Annotated in this window: 23 protein-coding genes, 2 pseudogenes and 1 riboswitch; of the genes and pseudogenes, 2 read left to right on the top strand and 23 right to left on the bottom strand. The window is 52.4% G+C overall.

The window, feature by feature from the left end; all coding sequences use genetic code 11:
• Positions 1 to 14: 14 nt before the first annotated feature.
• The 22 genes and pseudogenes from FND36_11625 to FND36_11730 form a co-directional block, all read right to left on the bottom strand.
• Positions 15 to 662, bottom strand: coding sequence for a hypothetical protein (locus FND36_11625; protein QDW74630.1), 648 nt, complete (start codon positions 660 to 662; stop codon positions 15 to 17).
• Between the two features lie 9 nt (positions 663 to 671).
• Positions 672 to 1,004: a DUF3795 domain-containing protein gene (locus tag FND36_11630; GenBank protein QDW74631.1), complete on the bottom strand. Its 333-nt coding sequence runs from the start codon at positions 1,002 to 1,004 to the stop codon at positions 672 to 674.
• A gap of 143 nt (positions 1,005 to 1,147) precedes the next feature.
• Entirely contained in the window at positions 1,148 to 2,128 is a 981-nt protein-coding gene (gene cobD, locus FND36_11635) for a cobalamin biosynthesis protein CobD (protein QDW74632.1), read from the bottom strand.
• Positions 2,106 to 2,648, bottom strand: a pseudogene (locus FND36_11640) (histidine phosphatase family protein). The gene cobD and the pseudogene FND36_11640 overlap by 23 nt, the downstream one beginning before the upstream one ends.
• Positions 2,645 to 3,040, bottom strand: coding sequence for an adenosylcobinamide kinase (locus tag FND36_11645; protein QDW75619.1), 396 nt, complete (start codon positions 3,038 to 3,040; stop codon positions 2,645 to 2,647). Before FND36_11645 ends, FND36_11640 begins: the two are co-directional and overlap by 4 nt.
• Positions 3,041 to 3,059: 19 nt before the next feature.
• Complete coding sequence (locus tag FND36_11650; protein QDW74633.1) at positions 3,060 to 3,866, bottom strand: adenosylcobinamide-GDP ribazoletransferase; 807 nt, start codon at positions 3,864 to 3,866, stop codon at positions 3,060 to 3,062.
• Positions 3,847 to 4,392 (bottom strand): bifunctional adenosylcobinamide kinase/adenosylcobinamide-phosphate guanylyltransferase, encoded by a 546-nt coding sequence (locus FND36_11655; GenBank protein QDW75620.1) that lies wholly within the window; start codon positions 4,390 to 4,392, stop codon positions 3,847 to 3,849. Before FND36_11655 ends, FND36_11650 begins: the two co-directional genes overlap by 20 nt.
• Positions 4,392 to 5,465, bottom strand: coding sequence for a nicotinate-nucleotide--dimethylbenzimidazole phosphoribosyltransferase (gene cobT / locus FND36_11660; GenBank protein QDW74634.1), 1,074 nt, complete (start codon positions 5,463 to 5,465; stop codon positions 4,392 to 4,394). Before cobT ends, FND36_11655 begins: the two co-directional genes overlap by 1 nt.
• Complete coding sequence (locus tag FND36_11665) at positions 5,462 to 6,829, bottom strand: cobyrinate a,c-diamide synthase (GenBank protein ID QDW74635.1); 1,368 nt, start codon at positions 6,827 to 6,829, stop codon at positions 5,462 to 5,464. The genes cobT and FND36_11665 overlap by 4 nt, the downstream gene beginning before the upstream one ends.
• The gene (gene cobK / locus FND36_11670) at positions 6,805 to 8,811 is read right to left on the bottom strand and encodes a precorrin-6A reductase (protein QDW75621.1); all 2,007 of its coding nucleotides are present in this window, start codon (positions 8,809 to 8,811) and stop codon (positions 6,805 to 6,807) included. Before cobK ends, FND36_11665 begins: the two co-directional genes overlap by 25 nt.
• Complete coding sequence (gene cobJ / locus FND36_11675) at positions 8,798 to 9,550, bottom strand: precorrin-3B C(17)-methyltransferase (GenBank protein QDW74636.1); 753 nt, start codon at positions 9,548 to 9,550, stop codon at positions 8,798 to 8,800. The genes cobK and cobJ overlap by 14 nt, the downstream gene beginning before the upstream one ends.
• Complete coding sequence (locus tag FND36_11680; GenBank protein ID QDW74637.1) at positions 9,543 to 10,637, bottom strand: cobalt-precorrin 5A hydrolase; 1,095 nt, start codon at positions 10,635 to 10,637, stop codon at positions 9,543 to 9,545. The genes cobJ and FND36_11680 overlap by 8 nt, the downstream gene beginning before the upstream one ends.
• The gene (cobM, locus tag FND36_11685; GenBank protein ID QDW74638.1) at positions 10,618 to 11,394 is read right to left on the bottom strand and encodes a precorrin-4 C(11)-methyltransferase; all 777 of its coding nucleotides are present in this window, start codon (positions 11,392 to 11,394) and stop codon (positions 10,618 to 10,620) included. Before cobM ends, FND36_11680 begins: the two co-directional genes overlap by 20 nt.
• Positions 11,391 to 12,098 carry a precorrin-2 C(20)-methyltransferase gene (gene cobI, locus FND36_11690; GenBank protein ID QDW74639.1) on the bottom strand — a complete coding sequence of 236 codons (708 nt, stop codon included), beginning with the start codon at positions 12,096 to 12,098 and terminating at the stop codon, positions 11,391 to 11,393. The genes cobM and cobI overlap by 4 nt, the downstream gene beginning before the upstream one ends.
• Complete coding sequence (cbiD, locus tag FND36_11695) at positions 12,095 to 13,279, bottom strand: cobalamin biosynthesis protein CbiD (GenBank protein ID QDW74640.1); 1,185 nt, start codon at positions 13,277 to 13,279, stop codon at positions 12,095 to 12,097. The genes cobI and cbiD overlap by 4 nt, the downstream gene beginning before the upstream one ends.
• A 141-nt stretch (positions 13,280 to 13,420) precedes the next feature.
• Positions 13,421 to 13,606, bottom strand: a riboswitch (cobalamin riboswitch).
• Between the two features lie 88 nt (positions 13,607 to 13,694).
• A complete protein-coding gene (locus FND36_11700; protein QDW74641.1) occupies positions 13,695 to 14,072 on the bottom strand; it encodes a hypothetical protein in 378 nt (125 codons plus the stop codon).
• Between the two features lie 4 nt (positions 14,073 to 14,076).
• A complete protein-coding gene (gene ybaK / locus FND36_11705) occupies positions 14,077 to 14,556 on the bottom strand; it encodes a Cys-tRNA(Pro) deacylase (GenBank protein QDW74642.1) in 480 nt (159 codons plus the stop codon).
• An 18-nt stretch (positions 14,557 to 14,574) separates the two neighbouring features.
• Positions 14,575 to 15,009 (bottom strand): GNAT family N-acetyltransferase, encoded by a 435-nt coding sequence (locus tag FND36_11710; protein QDW75622.1) that lies wholly within the window; start codon positions 15,007 to 15,009, stop codon positions 14,575 to 14,577.
• Positions 15,010 to 15,029: 20 nt separating this feature from the next.
• Positions 15,030 to 15,281 carry a kinase to dihydroxyacetone kinase gene (locus FND36_11715; GenBank protein ID QDW74643.1) on the bottom strand — a complete coding sequence of 84 codons (252 nt, stop codon included), beginning with the start codon at positions 15,279 to 15,281 and terminating at the stop codon, positions 15,030 to 15,032.
• Between the two features lie 140 nt (positions 15,282 to 15,421).
• On the bottom strand, positions 15,422 to 16,195 hold the full coding sequence (locus FND36_11720) for an ABC transporter permease (GenBank protein ID QDW74644.1): 774 nt from the start codon (positions 16,193 to 16,195) through the stop codon (positions 15,422 to 15,424).
• Positions 16,195 to 16,929 carry an ABC transporter permease gene (locus FND36_11725; protein ID QDW74645.1) on the bottom strand — a complete coding sequence of 245 codons (735 nt, stop codon included), beginning with the start codon at positions 16,927 to 16,929 and terminating at the stop codon, positions 16,195 to 16,197. Before FND36_11725 ends, FND36_11720 begins: the two co-directional genes overlap by 1 nt.
• Entirely contained in the window at positions 16,926 to 17,696 is a 771-nt protein-coding gene (locus FND36_11730; GenBank protein ID QDW74646.1) for an ABC transporter ATP-binding protein, read from the bottom strand. The genes FND36_11725 and FND36_11730 overlap by 4 nt, the downstream gene beginning before the upstream one ends.
• Before the next feature lie 165 nt (positions 17,697 to 17,861).
• On the opposite strand from FND36_11730, the gene FND36_11735 reads away from it, so the two are divergent.
• Positions 17,862 to 18,563, top strand: coding sequence for a response regulator transcription factor (locus tag FND36_11735; protein QDW74647.1), 702 nt, complete (start codon positions 17,862 to 17,864; stop codon positions 18,561 to 18,563).
• Between the two features lie 3 nt (positions 18,564 to 18,566).
• Positions 18,567 to 19,955: a two-component sensor histidine kinase gene (locus tag FND36_11740; protein QDW74648.1), complete on the top strand. Its 1,389-nt coding sequence runs from the start codon at positions 18,567 to 18,569 to the stop codon at positions 19,953 to 19,955.
• 195 nt (positions 19,956 to 20,150) lie between these two features.
• Here the strand turns inward: FND36_11740 and FND36_11745 are convergent.
• Positions 20,151 to 21,548, bottom strand: a pseudogene (locus FND36_11745) (IS1182 family transposase).
• Between the last annotated feature and the right edge of the window lie 178 nt (positions 21,549 to 21,726).

Here is a 21,726-nt window from a genome sequence, read left to right on the forward strand (position 1 = left end):
TGGACTTTCATTCATCAATCATATTTCTCAATCTTCACTGTGGCTATCGCAGATGGATTTGGATCCCCAGTGACAAGATCCTGAGGGGCGGGCACCAGCAGCATAAACCCGTCCTTTCCGTAACGCTCCTTATAACCTTGCGCGTACTCTTTTTCCACTGAGACATGCTGTACCTGCCCAATGATCATAGCGGTGATTCCTGCTCCGCTCAAATCCCGGCTCTCCTTCAAGGTACATTCCATGCCAAGGAAAGCCTCCTGGATCATCGGCGCATGGATGGTCTTCCCATCGCAAATGGTAAAACCGCCCGTCTCAAATTCATCGTCTTCCCATTCATTCTGATGGATCGTGTCCACCAATTGGTCATAGCGGCTTATGGGAAGAAAATTAATGCCAAAGCATTTCTCCCTCTGTATATTTTGATAGGTGTGCGTATGCTGATACAGATTTCCCATAACAGCAAAAAACGCCGTCTTATCCCCATGGAAACTGCTCCATGAATGGAAACATACATTGGGCTTTCCATTTTCTTTCCATGTGGTGACCGCAAATAAAACGGTCGGTATCCCTACTGTTACTTCAAAATGATGAAACAATTCAAATTCCTCTGGATAAGAGGGTTTGAAATATTGAGGAAACTCTTTTCCAATCTCTATCTTCATGGCGGCACCTCATCCCTTAAGATTTTTCAACGCTTCCGGATTGTTTGAAAGAAGCGTCCCAACAGTCGGACATTTTTCCAGTTCCCCGCAATCCCCGCATGTTTCCACGCCTTTTTGAAGGGCGCACTGGCGGATGCCGCAAAGGCTCTCGCAGTATACCGTCTTTCTCCCATTCCCACGGCATCCTTCACAGTTGATATGTTCCGGCAGAATCGGCGCTTGATTTAACTCTGCCCACAGTTTCGCGGTTTTTTCACGCAAGGCTTGATCATCCTTCTTTGTGGCAATGTATGCATCACATGTTTCACAATCCAGTCCACAGTATGCGATCCTTTTTTCCATAGCTGCCTCCTTCTCTTTCTCTGATCCATTGTTTCCAATTCACATAGCATGCTATATTCTTGTTCCTTCTCTTCCACAGCCCGGAACCCAGCACTCTGATATACGCTCCGCGGGGATTCGCAGAGTCAGACTTGAACCCATCCTTACAGCCACACCAGCAAAACCATCCCTTTGATTCCCAGGAATACCGCAAGGGCGATCCACGCCGTCAGATACATCAGCTTATGGGATCTCAAAATGTCCTCCGCCTCTATAGGGCGGATCGGATCTCCCAGGGTGGGTTTCCTATGAAGGGTTCCAAAATACCAGGCGTCTCCTGCCAGTTCCACTTCCAAAGCACCTGCCATCACCGCCTCCGTTTGAGCGGCATTAGGACTTTTGTGCTTCTTCCGGTCTCTCCGGTAAATGGAACAGGCCCGCTTCAAATTCCCTCCCGCGGGAATACAGGCAGCCAGCATGAATAGGGCGGAAAGCCTGGCCGGAAGGTAATTCAGCACATCGTCCAGCCTGGCCGCCGCCGTCCCAAAATACTGATATCTCTCGTTCCGGTAACCGATCATAGAATCCATGGTATTGACGGATTTGTAGAAAAATCCGCCTGCCGCGCCAAATAATACCATATAAAACAGAGGCGCCGCCACGCCGTCGGAAGTGTTCTCCGCCACCGTCTCCACAGCCGCCTTTGCCACCCCTTCTTCCGTCAGGTTCTGGGTATCTCTTCCCACGATCATGGAAACCGCCCGGCGGGCTTTGGGTAGACTTTCCTCCCGTAAAGCCTGATAGACCCGCCCGCTTTCCACCTGCAAAGAGCGGGCCGCCAGAAGCTGATAGCAGAAGAAGGTCTCCGCAAGAAGCCCCAGAGGAAACCAGAGTCGGTACAGAAAGAAAAGAAAGAGAGCCGGCACTGCGGTGCTACACAGCGCCACCAGCGCCGCCAGTATCCCGCCTCCGATCCGCAAGGCCCCCGGCGTTCCCGGCAGTAATCTTCTGATAATTCGTTCCAGACCGGTGATCAGCTTCCCCATAAGCCGCACCGGATGATATAGCCATACCGGATCTCCCAGCAGAAGATCCAGCAGAAATCCACCCAGAACTGGAAGCATCATCTGCAAGTATAAGTTCATATCCTTCTCCATTTCTGATCTGATAGTCGTAAAAATCTCCCTGGGGAACGGCATAAGCCTCCATGATCCCCATGATCGTCCCTCCATGGACCACCAGCGCCGCTGTCTGGACGTCCTTTCTTTCGCAGACAGCCAGCGCCTTCTGGAATCCTGCCAGTACCCGGCTTTGGAAGTCCCTCCGGCTTTCTCCGCCTGGCGGCGCTTCTCTTCCGCCTGTGCCGATCCATTGCCGGTACTCACGCAGCTTACACAGCTCTTCGTAATTCCGGTTCTCAAACAGACCAAAATCACATTCCGCCAGCTCTGGGATCAGGATGGGCTCCTGCCCCGGATATAGGATCCCTGCCGTCTCCAGACAGCGCTTCATGGGACTTGCGAACACCAGGGATACTCCCGGCCCTGTTCTTCCTTCCAGTTCCTTACGTCCTTCCCGGCACAAGGGTTCATCTGTACTTCCGATATACCGTCTCTCTAAATTCCCCCTGGTCTTCCCATGGCGGAACAAATACAGTTTCCTCATCCTTTGATCACCGTCCCGATGCCGCAGACCACCCGGTAAACCCGGTCCGCGTGGGCCGCAAGATAGGTGCAGGCCCTTCCGGCCATCTCCCGCCAGGCCCGCTCCAAAGCCTCCAAAGGAACGATCCCGCAGCCCACTTCGTCTGCAAGGATCACCGCCTCCCGGTTCTCCCTCCACAGTCGTTCCACCAGAAGCTCCACCCGTCTTTGCCGGTCCTCTTCGGCCGTCTCTTCCATCAGCCGTTTGATATAGATATGAAAATGGTGGATGCCCTGGCAGCGAAACAAATCCGCCTCTTCACAGGTCCTTCCGTCCGCCCACGTTAAGCCGGGAAACTTATTTTTAGCAAAATCCCTCTTTCCCTGGCAGGCGCCTCCTACGATCAAAATCATCTTCATCTGTCCTTTCTCTCTATCCCTGCTTTAAAATCGCGGCTATTTCTGGCAATACCGCTCCAAGCACGGCCCCGGCGGCGATCCACAGCTCGCACAGCTGAAGGAAATATCCCGCCAGGTCTCCTGTGATGCCGCCAAATTTCTGCTGGGACATCCATTTATAATATCCAAACATAATCCCGGCAAATAGAAGGGACAGCGCTCCAGAAAGCCCTCCCGCCAGCACCATTCCCACAGCCGCAAGGATCAGATAGCAGGCCAGCGCCACCCGGAGGATCTTCTGTCTTGAGGCCGCCGCAAAATCTGCTGCCAGCCCTTCTTTCTTCGCCTTGGGGAAGCATAGGACAGAAAGGCCGCTAAGCGTCCGAGACAGCACAAATCCCAGGGATACCACCGCCGCTCCCTGGGGGGAAAGCACGCCGTACAGACCCAGCATCCCGATCAGATACATGCCGCAGGAAATCACCGCAAACGCGCCTGTATGGGGATCTTTTAAGATCTCCAGCCGGCGCTCTTTCGGGGCATAGGCGCTCAAAGCGTCCCTGGTATCCAGGAAACCATCCATGTGGATGCCTCCTGTCAGCGCCAGGGGCGTAAGGGTAAGGACCACTCCCCGAAAAAGGCTGCCATCCAGGATGCCATGGGCCGCTATCCATTCGGTCAGGCAGAAAAGGCCAAAGAATACCGCTCCGATCACCACACCCACCCAGGGGAAGAATCCCATGGCGTAAGCTTTCGTCTCAGGCGTCCACTGGCTCCTTGGCATGGGAATCCTGCTGTACATAGAAAACGCGATCTTAAAACTATCCCACAATTGCTTCATGTTTCTTCACCACCACCGGAATTCCATAGACCACCTCTGTCACCTGGTCTGCCAGGCAGGCGGTTTCCCGGTTGATCTCTCCTAACACTTCCTGATACACACGGATGCTCTCGCCATAGTCTGTCCCGTCTGAGAAGATCTCATTTGTGACAATGACAAGGGTTCCCGCTCTTCTTTGCAGGGACTGGATCCCTTCCAAGATTTCCTTTATCACTGTTTCTTTGTCCCGAAGGCTTCCATCCTCCCGGTACAATTCATTGGCCGCCAGATTTGAGAGACATTCCAGCAGGACCCCGCAGCCCTGCGGGATCTTCACCTGTTTTAGCCCTCTCTGGCACTCAATGGTCTCAAAGCCTTTTCCTTTCCGCTGCTGCCTGTGGCGCAGGATCCGCCGGAGCGCTTCCTCTCCATGGGGCTCCATGGTGGCTACATAGAACAGCCGGTTTCCCGCCTCCCGCTCCCGCAGCCAGTCTTCCCCATAGGCCGACTTCCCGCTTCCGCTTCCTCCTGTGATCAAATGTACCATCATTGATCCCCCAATTCCTGATAATCCTCGATCTGGTTGTCGGAAAAGGTACTCATCCGCCGGTAAACTTCCGCCGCAAGGCCAAGGGCCGGAAGGTAGCAGAGGGCTCCTGTCCCCTCCCCCAGACACAGGCCGCAGTCCAAGGCCGCTTCCAGATGAAGTTCTGCCAGGATCCGCCTCATCCCCGGTTCCTTGGACACATGGGAAGCGATCAGATACTGCTCCGCCGTGGGGCAGATCCGCACCGCCGCCAGAGCAGCGGCAGCAGAAATAAATCCATCCAGTACGATGGGCATCCCATAGGCCGCCCCTCCCAGGCAGATTCCGGCAAGCCCTGCCAGATCAAAACCGCCTACTTTCGCCAGCACATCCACCCCATCCTGTGGGTCCGGATGATTCTTCTCAATGGCCTGGGCGATGACCTCCATCTTTCTCTCCAGCCCGGCTCTTGAAAGTCCCGCGCCGCGGCCAGTCATCTCCCGGACCTGCCGCCCCATCAGCACGCAGGACACCGCGCTGGATGTGGTGGTATTTCCAATGCCCATCTCTCCTACAGCGAGCAGGTCATACCCTTCTTCCTGGCGCTGTTTTACCAGACGCGCGCCTGTCAGCACCGCCTGCAGGGCTTCCTCCCTGGTCATAGCCGGGCCTTTGGCTATATTTTTCGTTCCGTAAGCCACTTTATAACTGGGGACTTTTGTATCCACCGCCATTCCGATATCGATGGGGAACAGATCCACCCCTGCCTGCTCTGCCATAATGGCGGCGCTGGTGTTGCAGGTCAGGAAATTTTCCGCCACAATGGCTGTCACTTCCTGCCCGGTCTGGGTCACCCCTTCTTCTACCACTCCGTTGTCCGCGCACAGCACCAGCAGGGCTTTTTTCTCAGTCCTTACACGGGCATCTCTTTGGATTCCCGCGATCGCTGCCACATCTGTTTCCAGCTTCCCCAGGCTGTGCAGCGGTTTCGCGATGGAGTCCCAGCGCCGCAGGGCTTCCTCCCTGGCCGCCTGGTCCACGGGAACGATCTGCCCAAGAAGCTGTTCCAATGCTTTTTGTCTGTCTTGCTTCATTGATTTCTTCCTCTCTGATACTTCCGGCAGGCATAGAGAAACGCCTCCCCCACCTGAGGATTTCCTCTGTAGTGGAGATGGGGATATCCTGCCAGCATCGTCTCTTCACCGATCATACATTTCCAATTTCTCCCGGAAATGGGTTTCCTGGCTGTAAACGCCTCCCCGCAGCAGGTGGAATCGTAATAATGGAACTCATGAGCCCTAAGCGTGCCTGCCGGTTTCCCAAATAGGCGGCCTCCTGTAAGCTCAATATAGCCAAATCTCCGATTTCCGGCCGGAAAACTCTCTCCCTTTAGAACGCCTGCCATGGGAAACCTTTGCCCCTCTTCTGTCTCCATGGTTTCCATCAGATACTGAAACCCGCCGCATTCCGCCATGCAGGGCAGGCCGCCTGTGACCGCTCTTTGCAGTTCCTGTCTCATCGTCTCATTCTCCGACAGCTCCTTTGCGTGCAGTTCCGGATATCCTCCGTAGAGCAAAAGGCCGTCCACATCCTCTGGAAAATGGGGATCATGGAGGGGAGAAAAGGGAATCACAACGGCTCCCCGCTCTTCCAAAAACCGCAGATTGTCCGGGTAACAAAAGCAAAACGCCTCATCCTTGGCCGCCGCGATCCGCAGACTGCCTGACTGGGGCTTTTCTTCCTGCTTTTCTTTGATTTCCAGCTTAGGCGCGCCTTCTGCCAGTTCCAGGATTCCATCGATATCTACCGTTTCTTCCAGTTTTTCCGCCAGTTTCTTAAGACGCTTTGGGAAATCCGGCGCCTCCCAGGGTAGCTTTAGTCCCAGGTGCCGGCTTTCCAGCACGCCTTCTTCCAGCATTGGAAGATACCCATAGGCCAAAAGCCCGGTCTCCCGCTCCAGGGTCTCTTTTAACAGCGGATAGATTGACGGAGAGATCCGGTTGAAGAGCACTCCTTTTATCTGGCTGTCTTCCCGGAACTTCTGAAATCCCTGGACCAAAGGCAGAAGGGAAAGGCTTGCTCCCCTTCCATCCACCACCAAAATGGCCGGCGTCCGGGTGATCCTGGCGATCTCATAGGTACTGGCCTGGCAGGTGATCCCGCCCAGACCGTCATAGTATCCCATGACGCCTTCGATGACCGCCATCTCATAATCCCTCTCCTTTTCGGCCAGCAGATTCCTCACTTCCTGCTCTGAGCAAAAATAAGAATCCAGATTATCGCTGTCAATTCCAAGAGCTTCCCGGTGGAACATAGGGTCAATATAATCCGGCCCGCATTTGAAAGAGACTACCCGTTTTTTCCGTTCCTTTAAAGCCTGTAAAAGAGCGCAGGTGACCAGCGTCTTCCCAGCGCCGCTTCTGGGCGCCCCGATCAGGATTCTTGGTAATCCGGACATGCCTCTTTTCCTCCTGTCATGCTGATGATATAGATGGGATTCTGTCCCTGCATCATATGATAACTCCCTGCCTTCCTGGACCGGGCAGCGCTCATATGGACTACTTCTTCTTCCCGCAGCTCTATGGTGTTCAGACAATCCACTGCCTCTGACACCGTTTCCAGAGTGATGGCGTTGATGACTACTCTTGCCTCTGGATTCTTGGCAAATACGGCTTCCAGGATCTGTCTTAGCTTTCCGCCGCTTCCCCCGATAAACACGCAATCCGGCGCAGGCAGTTCCGCAAGGGCTTCCGGCGCCTCTCCCTGGATCACCGTCAAATTGTCTGCCTGGAATCTCCTGGCGTTCTCCCGGATCAGCTCCCTGGCCTGATGAAGCCGCTCCACCGCGTAGACCTGTCCCTGCCATGCCTGCAGGGCCGCCTCCACCGCCACAGAACCAGTCCCAGCGCCAATATCATAGACGACGGAATCCCTTTTCAATCGGAGCTTGGAAAGGCTGACACTTCGCACTTCCTCCTTGGTCATCGGCACGTCTCCCCGTAAGAATCCTTCGTCCGGCAGCCCGTGGACCACTTCCCGCTTTCCTCCTTGTGGATTCTCAAGATAAAGCAGGGCCGGCCCTTCTCCTTCATAGTCCCGCAGGATTCCCGGATCGCCATAGAGAATCCGCTCGTCTTGATAGGAGAGCCGCTCTCCAATGGTCACCTTCACATTGCGAAAGCCAAAGTGAGTGAGCAGGCTCCCCAGGGTCCGGATTTCTTTATCCTTCCCCGCAAGCACCAACACTTTCGGCCGTTCTCTTAGGACGGACAAGATATGGGTCTGTCTCCCATGAATACTGACCAGACCTACATCCTCCCAGGGAATCCCCATACGGGCGCAGAAATACACCGCTGAAGAAACGCCGGGAATCCGCCGAAGCTGGATCTCTTTCTCCCGCCCCAATACTTCCTCCAGCCGCCTTGCTCCGCTGTAAAATCCAATATCTCCGGAAAGGGCCACCGTGATACGCTCCCGCTCAGGGTGGGCATGGATGTAGGATAAGATTTCTTCCGGCTGGTAGGCCGCGTACGTCTCCTGCCCCGGCCGGGCCGCCGCCTCCAGCATCCGCCTGGCCCCGATCAGAAGATCCGCCTCCTGGCAAGCCTTCCAAGCCTCTCTGGTAAAGGCATTGGCCGCCCCAGGACCAATCCCCGCAAGGGTTACCTGCCAGCAGGGCGTCAGAGATAGTTCTTCTGTCAGAAGCCTGCACAGCTGAGGCCACGTGTATCCCGTCTCTTCCAAAGGTTTTTCCACGACCACCAGGCGCACTCCCGTTTCCCTGGCTGCCGCCTGTTTTTCCAGATACCCGCCCGCTCTTCCCGATTCTTTGGTCACCATCCAGCGGATCTCATACTGGCGCATCAGAGCCACATTCAATTCTTTGGAAAAGGGTCCCTGCATGGCAATGATATGGCTCCCCGGTATTCCCATGGCTTCACAGGTCTGTAAGCCCTCCTGAAACGGCAGGATGCGCACATATAATCTCTCCTGATAGGCTTCCAGGGCTTGATAGGCTTTCAGTTCCTTGCTTCCCGTGGTCACCAGGACATTTCCGCTGGTTTTTCCAAGGAAGGCGGCCGCTTCCTGGATCGAGGACACATAGACTTCCTCTCCCCCGGCCTTCGTCTCCCGCAGCAGACGCAGATAAGGCATCCCGCGTTTCTTACATGCCTCCCTCAAATTTTCCGTCACTTCCCTGGCGTATGGATGGGTGGCATCGATCACGAGACGGGGCCCCAATTTCTGGATCCACGCTTCCATTTCCGTCTGGTCCATACGTCGGTGTGAGACGGTGAGATTGGGATGTTCTGTCAGCATCTGTTCGCCGTATTCTGTGGCTACGCATACATGGACCTGGATCTGCCTGCGGGTCAGATAGTCTGCGGCGATCCTGCCTTCCGTGGTCCCTCCAAAGATCAGTATCCTAGTCTCTTCCATTTGTCTCTCCCTCATACCGGTAGCCTCTGGGCGTGACCATCCTGCCGCGGATGGGCACCGTCTCCCGGTTTCCAATAAATACCGTGGTAAACATATCCACTTCCGTGTCTCTTAACTCCGCCAGGGAAAGCAGGCGGACCGCCTCTCCCTCCCGGTGGATGTTCCTTGCTATGCCGCACAGCGTTTCCGGCACTTTATAGCGCAGCAGCAGGTCGCAGGCTTTCTGCAGATGATCCCGGCGCTTATGGCTGGACGGATTATAGAGACACACTGCGAAATCTGCCTCTGCCGCCGCCAAAAGCCGGCGTTCAATGGTTTCCCATGGAGTCAGAAGGTCGCTTAAACTGATCACGCAAAAATCATGGCCCAAAGGCGCTCCCAGCAGGGCTCCCCCGCCAAGGGCTGCCGTCACGCCGGGGATCACTTCGATCTCTATGTCCTCATAGGCTTCCCCCACCTGGTACATGAGTCCCGCCATTCCGTAGACTCCCGCATCGCCGCTGCAGACCATGGCGGTCTTCTTTCCCTTCCTTGCCTCCTCAAAAGCCATGCGGCAGCGTTTTTCTTCCTGCCGCATGGGGGTAGACAGAAATTCTTTTTCCGGAAACTGCTCCCGCAATAGTTCAATATATACAGTATATCCTATGATAACCTGGGAAGCTTCCAAATACTGCTGGGCCTCCCTGGTCATCTGGCCGGGTCCTCCCGGCCCCATTCCGATCACCCATACCTTACTCAAATTCCACACTCCATTCTTGTTCCGCCGCCGCCACCGTCACCGGGCCAAAGGACCGTTTCGCCAGGATCAACGCTCCTTTCTCTCCTGCTGCCCGGACCGCGCTGCGCTCACATACATTGTCCACTCCTGTCACAGATTCCACAAAAGCGGAAGCGGTAAAATCCCCCTGTACCTTCCTTAAATCCTCCGCCCCGTAGACTTGCAGCGGCAGGAAATGTTTCTTACAGTATTCCAATAACCCTGGTTCCTGGGCCTTCCGGTCAATGGTTGCAACCGCTCGGATGCTTTGAGGCCAGATTCCCGCCTGCCGCAGCGCCTGCTCTACGGCGTACGCAATCTCCCCCTCGGTGGCTCCCTTCCGGCAGCCAATGCCAAGGACCACACATTTGGGAATCAGATACAGGGTTTTGTCAGTATCAGGGGGCAGCGCCTCCGCAGATACGCCCCCGGAACCTGAAGCGGACGGCTTCCAGATCCCGATGGAAATATCCGACTTTCGACAAAACTTCTCTGCCTCTTCTATATAAGTAACTTCTCCGGGAAGGTTTCCAGAAATACATCCTTTTCCGTTCTGCAGCTGAAGCGTCACCCTTTGCTCCCGCAGGATCTTAGCGGAAATCTCTTTGGCTTTCCCAAGATCCCGGATCCAAAGGCCATTCTTTACCGCGAACACATCTACCGCCCACTTGCCGTTTACGTCGGTGGCAGTGGTCAGCACCGCCTCCATAGAAAGGGCTTTTTCCAGCTCACAGGCCAGAGCGTTGGCCCCTCCCATATGGCCGGACAGAATGGGGATACAGTACCGTCCCCCTTCATCCGCCACCAGCACCGCCGGGTCTTTGGCTTTGGACTGTATCCAGGGAGCGATGGCCCGCACCGCGATCCCCGCCGCCCCGATAAAAATAAGGGCTTCCTTTTCCTGAAACTGCCGTCCGGTCCACTGGGAAAGAGGTTCTGTCACAGACCTTTCATCCCGGCTGTTTTTCACCGCTTCCCACACCTGATGTCCCCTGGCCTCCAACGCCTCTTTGACGGTATGGGCCAGGGACTTCCCCCGGCTGGTAAAACTAATGACTGCAATCTTCATCTTGCTTTCCTTTCCGGTATCCGGTGGTAAACTCTGGGTCGTACAGCTTGGACCTCTGGTAATTCTGATGGGTCACCACCTGCCCTACAATGATCAGGGCCGTCTTCGTAATGCCATAAGTCTTGGCCGTTTCTGCCAGTGTTCCTACGGTGCAGAGATAACAGGCCTCTTCCGGCCAGGTTGCCTTGTATACAATGGCCGCCGGGGTATCCGCCTCATATCCCCCCGCCAGCAGTTCCTTCTCCAGATTTTCCAAAAGCCCTGCGCTCAAGAACAGTACCATGGTCGTCTGGTGGGCCGCAAAGGCAGATACCTTCTCCCGCTCAGGAACCGGCGTCCGCCCTTCCATCCGGGTGATCACCACACTCTGGGACAGATCCGGAAGCGTATATTCCAGATTCAGCGCCGCTGCCGCCCCGCAGAAAGAACTGACTCCCGGGCAGGATTCATAGGAAATGCCTTTCTGGTCCAACTGATCCATCTGCTCCCGCACCGCTCCGTAGAGACTGGGATCCCCGGTATGGAGCCGGACGGTATCCAACCCTTCTCCTTCTGCCCGCTCCATGACTTCCAGCACCTCTTCTAAGGTCATATGAGCACTATTATATATCTTACAACACTTTTTTGTTTCTTTTAATAGTTCTGGATTTACCAACGATCCCGCATAAATGACAACGTCCGCCCCTCTTAGCAGCCGCTGCCCCCGCACTGTGATCAGGTCTTCCGCTCCCGGCCCTGCCCCAACGAAATAAATCATTGCTTTTCTCCTTCTCTTACAAATATCAGTGTAAAATATCCGGCATCTTCCGGCAGGTCTTCTGCTCTCTGATAGATCCGCTCCTGTTCCATGCCGCAGTTTTCCACTCCCGTCACCTGGGCGCCGGCAGCTTCCTCTTCTTCCAGGATCTTCTTGACCTTGGGCATTTTTCTGCCTGCCTTCATCAAAACTTTGGTTCCGGGAAGCTTCAATGCTTCCTCAATTTGGTAGGAAGCCGGAATGATGTGGATTTCCTCTGCTTTCTCCCCCAGGGTGATTCCAAGCCTGGCCGCCGCCGCGCAGAAAGAAGGAATCCCGCTGATGATCCGGGCCTCATAACCCTGTTCCTGAAGACGGCTATGCAGATAAAAATAGGTAGAATACACACAGGGATCTCCCAAAGTCAGAAAGGCTACATCCTTCCCTTCATCCAGCAGGGCACGCAGTTTACGTTCCGCCGCTTCATGGCTTTTTTCCAGCACCTTTGGGTCTTTGGTCATAGGCATCTCAACGCCCGCCAGTTCTTTTTCCTTTAAAAAGGGACAGGCCGCTGCCGCGATTCCATAGGCAGTGGTTTCCTCCGGAATCTTCCCCGGCGCCGCGACCACCTGGCATTCCTGGATCACCCGGTATGCTTTCAGAGTCAATAATTCTGGATCGCCAGGACCTACTCCGATCCCGTAAAGTATACCTTTCTGTTTCATAAATCCTCCTGTCTGTTCTGGTGCCATTCTTGATATTTTTTTATAAGCCTGTCTGCTTGGCTGCTTTTTCCCAATATGCCATATTGACTGGAAAAAAGGATCACGCCCAGCTCAAGCTTCCCTTCTGTCCGCCGGATCAAATGTTCTTCTGCCCGGTCCACCAGTTCCTGTCCCAGCATAGCCCGCTCTTCTTCCTTACAGATTCCAAGGGCTTCTTCTGTCGTCAGACTCTCCAATATTTGGGAAGCCTTCTCTTCTCCCAAATGGCGGCGCAGAGCCGCTGCCGCCAAAAGCTCCATCCGGCAGTCCGCCCATTTGGAATGGGTGTTCATGATCCCTCCTGCCACCTTGATGAGCTTCCCAATATGTCCCGCCAAGACTAGGCCCTGGAAGCCAAGTTCACAGGCCATATCCATGGTCTGTCCGATGTAATTGCTGCATTTCACCGCTTCTTCTGGATCCATGCCGTAAGTATCTTTCAGAAAATCCAGGCCATAATTCCCCGGCGCCGCGATCAGGTATGGACTGCCGCCGGCCCGCTTCACCTTCAGATCCAGACGGATCGTATCGATCAGGGCCTGCTCGCTCATAGGTTCCACAATCCCGCTGGTGCCTAAGACAGAAAGCCCGCCCTGGATCCCCAGTCTGGGATTAAAGGTTTTAGCTGCCAGGCGTTCCCCTTCCGGGATGGAGATCTGAATGGTAAGCCCCTGCTCGTACCTTGCCTTCTCGCAGGCGTCCTTGGCTTCTTTCAAGATCATCTGCCGTGGCACCCGGTTAATGGCAGGACTGCCTACCGGCTGTTCCAGTCCTGGTTTCGTCACTCTTCCCACGCCAGGGCCGCCTTCCAAAACAATGCCAGGCCTCTTGCTTCTCTTAACTTTGCTGTAGACCAGGATTCCATTCGTCACATCCGGGTCGTCACCACTGTCCTTGCGGATGGCGCAGGAAACCTGGATTGGGAGATCCTGCTCTCCGTCTTTTTCGATCTGGATATCTTCCACAGGAAACACCAGTCTGCTGCCGCCAGGAAGTTCCACCTGCACCCTGTTTTCCGCTTCTTTGCCCCGGCCCTGTTCTTCCAGATCAAGGCCGCGAAAAAGCAGCGCCAGAGCCGCTTTCGTGGCCGCCTGGGCACAGGTCCCGGTAGTATACCCTTTTGCAAGCTCTTTTCCTGGCATAAGGAATCGATCTCCCTTCTAAACACATTTACAGAAAACCTAAATAAAAGAAAAAGACTGCCAGCGGCAATCTTTCCATACAATTCACAAAGGCTGGTCTTCCAGCCCTTCTTCCCATGTATCCTCTTGCCCTCACCGTAAGATCATACCATACATACCGGCAGGTATCCTGGCTTGGAGCTAAAACCTACTTCCTGTCCTTCCCGCCAGAAAAACTGACAGTGGTACACAGGGTTCGTCCCTCCATACAGTAGAGTGAGCTGCTGTGGCCTTTCACCACATTCCCTTTTCATCTGCGCAGACAGAACCGGTATGGTAATATTCTATCCGTTTCACTGCAGGCTGTCAATTAGGGACAGGGCCTTTTCAATTGGGGCCGGGGGATTTTTAAAAATCCCCCGGCCCCAATTGAACATTATTTCCTTACGGCAAATGCTTCTGCCTCTTTCACCCATCCCAGCAATTCTTCATCAATCTCTTCTTCTGACGCAATGAGCACATGATGGGTCCAGCGGCCCGGATATGGTTCCGTGGCCACATCGATCCTAGGCGATTCTACTTTATGGCTCAAGCCGAATGTTACTACAATATAGGTTTCTGGCCGCTCTTTTGCTTTTCGCACTTTCGCGAAGGAAACACAGGCGAACATATGCTTATGATAAAAAGAGATCTGCGTTTTCTGCGCTTTAATCTCTGCTTCTCCCACTTTTTCCAGAACCCTTTTTTCAAAAGTTTCATAGAGAGAAAGAGCCGCTGGATTCTGATCAAAAAATCTCAATACATCTACATTCATATCGCTACTCCGCAATCTCTGCCAGTTGGAAGCGGATGACTTTCGCCAGATCTTCCAGTCCTACTTCCACTTGGTATCCGATCTTCCCCGCGCTGAACATGATCCGCTCAAACCGCTCTGCGCTCTGGTCAATAGTCGTGGTAAACTGTTTCTTCATGCCAATAGGGGAACAGCCTCCATGTACATAGCCCGTCAGAGGAAGCAGCTCTTTTGACTTGATCATCTCAATGCTTTTTTCTCCTACACTCTGGGCCGCTTTCTTCAAATTCAGCTCCTGGCTCACCGGAACCACGAACACGTAATGTTCTTTGGATTTTCCTACTGTTACCAAGGTTTTGAACGCCCGATCCGGATCCTGGCCCAAGGCTTTTACCACATCCAATCCGCTGACAGCTCCGGTTTCCAGATAATTGTGGCTTTCATAATTGATTTTTTTCTGGTCCAAGATCCGCATCACATTCGTCTTTTCCTGATTTTTCCCCATAACGCCGCTTCCTTCCTCTTAATATTCCGTCGTTTCATTATATAGCATACAATATTCTTTTTCCCCTGTATCTTCGTCAATTCCTTCTGAAGAAATCCAGAATTTTTCTCTTTGGTAGAAACGTACTGCCCGGCTGTTTTTCTCATACACATGCAGTTCCAGCTTCTTTTTAAAACCTTTCACATAGTCTAAAAGCAGCTTTCCGATTCCCCGGCCTCGCTGACTCTTCTCCACAAAAATCCCTTCGATATGATCCCCGTTCATTCCAAGGAAGCCTAAGATCTTCCCCTCTTCTTCACAGACACAGATCCATGCCTTGGCAAGCAATTCCCGCACCATTTCCAAATGATCCCTCCAGTAAGCTTCCGGGATAAAATCGTGGGCATCCAGGTTTGCCGCCAGCCAGATTTCCGCAACTCTTTGGAGCTCCTGTTTTTTCACTTCCCTGATCAAAAAATCTCCCGCCATTTCCATTATCCTTTCAATCCTCTGGCCTGCCGGTCCATGTCTTCAATCACAATGTCATAGATTTCCCCAAGAGAAGCGCAGTACTCCAACACTTTCCAGGGTTCATTGGTGTGAAAATGAATCTTGATCAACTCTTCATCTCCCACAGCCAGCAGACAGTCTCCTTGAAAATGCTGGGTAAAATACTGGCTGATCTGGTCTTCATCCAGATCTTCTCCCTCGATCAAAAGCTGAGTATCATAACGAAACTCTAACATACCGCTTCCTCCTTTATACTTCTGCTCTGAAATCAATCCTGGATTTATTCTATCCGGTTCCCAAAAAACTGTCAATTAGGGACAGGGCTTTTTCAATCGGGGCCGGGGGATTTTTAAAAATCCCCCGGCCCCGATTACTATTACTCTTTCCTTTCCGCTCTTCCAAATCCCAGGCAGGCCAACGCCAAACAGATCAAAGTGATCAGTATTGCCGCTGGAATCCAGGGGATCAGATCTATCTGGAAGGTATCAAAGTTAGCGGCCATCTCTCCTTGCAGGACAGTTACCATATAGAAGGGATAGCACATGGGATAACAGAACCAAACTTTGCTGTTCATGACCAGCACGGACGGCACAATAGAAGCCAAGCCGATCCCCATGGAAAATACGGCTGTCCGGATCCAGACCGCCACCATCCAGAAGAAAGCCGTCATGGGGATCGCAGACAGATAGATCAGTCCTGTCTCCCGCAGTACCAGCAGCGGCGAGATCATCAGATCATAGTCGTTCATCGCTCCAGCGATCATTGCCGCTGGAAAATACAGCAGGTCCATAAATCCAAGCTGGATCGCCGCAAGAAGCAGTAATACTAAGAATTTTGCCAGGCAAAGGGTCGGCAGAGACACCGGCAGGGCCAGCATTTTCCGGATGCCTCCGTCCCGCCGCTCTGTCTGGTTTAAAAGAACGGTTCCGATCACCAGCGTGGCCGGATACATGAACCAGGCAAGTCCCAAAAAGCCCTGGATGAAAAAATTATTTTCCGGCGAGATCCCCTCCGCCTGCATCTCAAAGTTCATCCCGGAATTCACCACCGATGGTATCCACAGGATCACGATAGGGATCAGCAGAATCCACAAAATATGTGAACGGCGTATTTTCTTCAGTTCCATCGAAAGATAACTGATCAGATTCATTACCGTTTCCTCCTCTCTCGTAAAATCACACCTTCCGCTCCGCAAAAAAGAACAGTCTCTGCAACCGCCAGCAAAAGCAGGGGCCCCACCCAGTCTCCTGACTGTGCCGCCGGAAGGGTCCAAAAGGGCATAGCGTAAGGAAATGCCGCCCACCCGATCTGATCCATTGGCATCATAATGGCTGTAAACATCGCGATCACTCCGATTCCCAGAGAAATCCACATATTTTTAAAAAGGGAAGCGATCACCATGGACAATACGCAGGCCGGGAAAAACAAAATCAGTTCATAGCCAAATACCTTTACCAGTTCCTTCCCAAACTCCCAAATGTTCTCCTGCCGGTCAGAAAACCACCGGATCTGGCAGAGCAAAAGCGACAGCGCCTCGATCGCCATCCCCAGAGCAAGAGAACCAGCCAGCAGAATCGTCTTGCCGGCAAACATGCCTCCCATATTTCTTGGCAGTGTTTCCATCTTACGGATTCCATCATCAGCAAATTCAATATGATACAGTACACAAGAGCCGATCACCAAAAGGAACAGATCCAGCATGTCGATCATCTGCCAGTTAGCCTCCAGCAGGATTTCCAATGTGGGCAGATTCTGGCTGGTAAAGGTATCTGAACGCGCGGCCAGATTTACGACTGGAAACGCTCCCGCCAGAAGCGCTCCCACAAGAAAGGCCAGATAATACCCGGTCCGCTTCATTTTCCGGATCTCCAGAAGCAGTTTCATTTCTTCCACCTCCCCGCTTTTCCCATCGCCAGGTTATCTTCTTCGATCAACGCCAGGAAGGTCTCCTCCAGAGGATCGGTGGGCAGCCCTCTCTCTCTTGCGTATCTGCGCAAGTCTTCTAACGTGCCTTCAAACAGCAGTCTTCCATGATTCAGGATTCCCACGTCGTCCGCCATCAGTTCGATCTCCGGCAGCAAATGGGAAGATACCAGCACAGTACAGTCATATCTTCTGGGCAGTTCCCGGATCAGCGTACGGATCTCATGAATCCCGGACGGGTCCAGCCCGTTGGTGGGTTCATCCAGAATCAATACCGGCGGTCTCCCAAGGAGCGCGCCAGCCAGTCCCAGCCGCTGTTTCATCCCCAGAGAATATTTCCTGGCCAGCCGCTTCCGGTAAGGAATAAGTCCCACCGTCTCCAGCGCTTCTTCCACACTTTCCTTTGGCAGGCCCAAGATCTTGCGGATCAGGTCCAGATTCTCCTCGCCTGTCAGATTCCCATAGAAAGCGGGCGCCTCGATAAAAGAGCCGATCTCACTTAAAATCTCCTTGCGATGTCTGGCATAGGTCTTCCCGTTGATCCGAAAATTTCCCGATGAGGGAACCGTCATTCCCAGCAGCATTTTCATGGTTGTTGATTTTCCCGCCCCATTAGGTCCCAGAAATCCATATACCCGGCCCCGCTCAATGTGCAGATCTAAGTTTGAGACCGCTGTAAAATCTCCATATCGTTTCGTCAGTTTCCGTGTTTCTATCATAGATTTCATCTTTCCTTCCTCCTTCCACCTGCCATTCAGTATAACCCCCTATCCTTACAACAGCCTTCCCTCTGTCTTACATTTACCTTACAAATGCTCTGGTTCCTTTCCGTCCCAGGACTTCCTGTGCTATACTGTGATCATGGCAAACAGATGTATGGTGAGGTGAAGCAAATGAATCTGGATTATCTAAAACATAAGAAACTGCTCTTGGTAGACGACGAACCGGGGCTTTTGGATATGGTCACAGACATTTTAAAGGAAGATGGATATCAGAATCTGAAAACTGCCGGAACGGTAAAAGAAGCGTTAAAGCTATGCCAGGACTGGAAGCCGGATTTTGCCATCCTGGATGTGATGCTCCCAGACGGGGACGGATTCTCTCTTCTTCAGGCCATTCGGACTTTCTCGGATCTTCCGGTGCTGTTTCTGACGGCCCGCGGGGAGGACGAAGATAAATTTAAGGGTCTGGGATTGGGGGCCGACGACTATCTGGTAAAACCATTTCTCCCAAGAGAACTGACCCTTCGCATCGGCACGATCCTTCGCCGCTGCTACAAGGAAGAATCTCCCCTGGTCCGTCTGGCTGCCTGCCAGATCGACTTTGAGCGGGCGGAGGTCATCAAAGACGGACAGCATCTTCCCCTGACTGCCAAAGAGTTTGCTCTGCTCCAGGCTCTTCACCGAGGCGCGGGAAAGATCGTTACCATCGATCTGCTCTGCGAAGCCGCCTGGGGTGAGAATCCATTTGGCTATGAAAACTCTCTGATGGCCCATATCCGGCGCATCCGGGAGAAGATCGAGGCCAACCCCTCCAAGCCCTGCTCTCTTATTACAGTCAAAGGGCTTGGTTACAAGCTTCTGACGGAGGATTGAAACATGAAGAGCACATTGAAACTGATCCGGCGTTTTTTTACGATCCTGGTTCTATCTGTTCTTTTGCTTCTGGTGGTGAATCTAACTCTATTCATCGCCGTCACCTGGAAAACAGTGGGGGGACAAAGTCCCTGGAAAATGGCAGAGTCCATCTCTTCTTCCTTATTGATACAGGAAGATGGGAGTTATCAGCTTGACGCTTCTTCGGCGGATCTTCTGGCCCGTCAGGATACCTGGGCCATCCTGGTAGAAAATGGATCTGGAAATGTAATCTGGCAAAGCGACGGACTTCCTTCCCAGATTCCCCTCCATTATAGCCTGTCTGAAATGTCCCAGGCTCTCCGGGGATATGTGGCTGATTATCCCACCACATATGCCAGCCACGGAGAGGATCTTTTGATCCTGGGACATCCAAAGACCTCTTATTGGAAATTAATGTGGAACACCTTTGACTACAGCATGATCAGCAATGCTCCGAAAACAATGCTGTTATTCCTTGGCTTTAACGCCTGTATCATCCTGATCATCTATCTTGCCTCCACCTCCGGTATCCTGCGGGCGGTCAAGCCTATTGTCCAGGGCGTGGAGGCTCTTCCTGACGGTCAGGATATCGCGGTCCGGGAGAAAGGCCTGTTCTCTCAGCTTGCGGCCTCCATCAACCGGACCAGCCAGCGCCTGCGTACCCAGGAATACCAACTGAAGAAAAAGGAAGCGGCCAGAGCCGACTGGATCGCCGGCGTCTCCCACGATGTACGCACTCCTCTTTCCATGATCATGGGATACGCCGTCCAGCTGGAGGAAGACACAGCGCTTCCCAAAGAGGCAAGAAAAAAGGCCGGTACCATCCGGCTACAGAGCATACGTATGAAAAATCTGATCAACGACCTGAATCTGGCCTCGAAACTGGAATACCACACCCAGCCCGTTCACCTTGCGTCAGTCAACACAGTCGCTCTGCTGCGCAAGATTGTAGTGGATTTCCTGAATCTGGACCCTGAAGGAACTTATCCCATCACCTGGGACACAGACGAAGCTTTAACTGTCTGCCTTATCCAAGCCGATGAAAACCTGCTCCAAAGAGCCGTCTCTAACCTGATCGTTAACGCCCAGGTACACAATCCAGAAGGCTGTTCCATAACGGTGCGACTTACAAAGGAAGAGCCTCAGTGCCGGATCACCGTTGCCGATAATGGCTGCGGTATCTCCGATGAAGACCTCGTGACCCTCCGGAGTACGCCCCACTACCTCTTATCCGATGGCAGCATCGGAGGACAGCGTCACGGACTGGGACTTTTGATCGTCCGGCAGATCGCAGAAGTCCATGGCGGCCAGGTAGAGATCGGCCATTCAGAAAGCGGAGGTTTTCAAGCAGATATCCTGCTGCCATGTTAAAAAGGGACAGGGGATTTTTAAATGGGGCCGGGGGATTTTTAAAAATCCCCCGGCCCCATTTCAGACTGTAGACAAAGTTGGTGCTGGAGCCTAGCTCCAGCACCACTCTTTTTGCCAAAATGCCAACTCCCATATTTTTTTATAAAAGATAAAAAAGAATCCTGATTTTTTGTCCTGCCTTTCCCTTACATCCAGAATCTTTGCCAGCTTTTTCAGATTCATGCACGCAAAGGTCAGCCCGGCTTTCATTCTCATTCGGGCGTTGCCGATGTATTGTGTGTATCGAAATCCATGCTGTTCTTTTGCACTTCCGAACAATCTCTCAATGGTTTCTTTTCTCAACATATAGATCTCTTTGTTCCCGAGAGTATAGCGGATATCCTCACTGGTTTCCAGATACTCTTCCCAAATGTGGCGGGAGATCGTTTTTTCATGCTCTTTGCTTTCTGTACAGTTGCAAAGGTAAGGGCAGTTTTTACAGATGCTTTTATCGCTCTTGTATTCTTTGTACCCTTCCCGGTTCGTTGTCCGATAAGTAAGGATCTGATCCGCCGGACAGATATAGCAGTCATAGTACTCATCGTAGACATACTCATATTTCTTGAAGAATCCATCTTTTGTCATGGGCCTTTTATACGGAAACAGGGGCTGTATCCCGTCTTTTAACAATTCTCGGGCGATTGCTGGAGTCTTATATCCGGCATCCAATACCATCATCTCCATATCCAGGTCTTTCAACTTGTCGTACAAAGGCTTCCATGTCCTGCTGTCATGTTCATTCCCTGGATGCACAGTATAACCTAAGATCCACCCGTGCTTGTCACATGCAGTCTCTATGTTGTATGCAAAAACATGTTTATGTTCGCCTTTTCGGAACCACCCGCTTTCCGGATCTGAAGTACTGCATTTTTGCGTTTTGGCTCCTTCCGGGATCTCGTCTGAAGAACCGCTTTCACCAGAAGTGCCGCTACCCGCTGCAGGCGGTGTAGTTGAATCATCCTTTTTTTCTTTTAAAGGTTTCTTTCCATGATTTTTGCGGTCTTCATTGATTTCTTTTTTTAACTCCTCCTCATACCATAGAGCTTCTTGAGATGCAATCCTCTTTCGCCTCTTTTTGCTGTTCGCACAGGCTTTTACATGGGTAGAATCCACAAACACGGTAGACGTATCTACCAGATGAAACTTCATACATTGTTCGAGGATATGGGAAAAGATCTGTTCAAACAGTTCCGTATCCTTAAAACGCCGGGTATAGTTTTTCCCAAAAGTAGAAAAGTGAGGAACTGGATCCAGCATATCCAGACCGAGAAACCAACGATACGCTACATTCACTTCGATTTCTTTGATCGTCTGGCGCATACTTTTAATCCCATAGAGATACTGGATAAAAGGGATTTTGATCAGCATCACCGGATCCATGCTCGGCCTTCCGTTATCTGCACAATACTTGTCTTCTACAAGATCGTAAATAAAGTTCCAGTCAATTGCCCGGTCAATCTTTCGGAGCATGTGATCCTTTGGCACCATGTCATCCATGCTGAACAGCATCATTTGTTCTCTTTTTTTATCGGAATCTCTTGTCATCATAAGCAGGCCCTCCTTATAGGATAATTATACCATGTGCAGAGAACGCACCGCTTAACTTTCGAGTTGATAAGTAGGGGATTTTTCTTGATAAAAACCGGAAGAATCATTGAAATGTTGATAACTACAATAGAAAAGCTCCGGTGTAAACCGGGGACTTTGTCTACAGTCTGAATTGGGGCCGGGG

It is taken from the genome of Lachnospiraceae bacterium KGMB03038 (assembly GCA_007361935.1).
Lineage (GTDB): Bacteria > Bacillota > Clostridia > Lachnospirales > Lachnospiraceae > Massilistercora.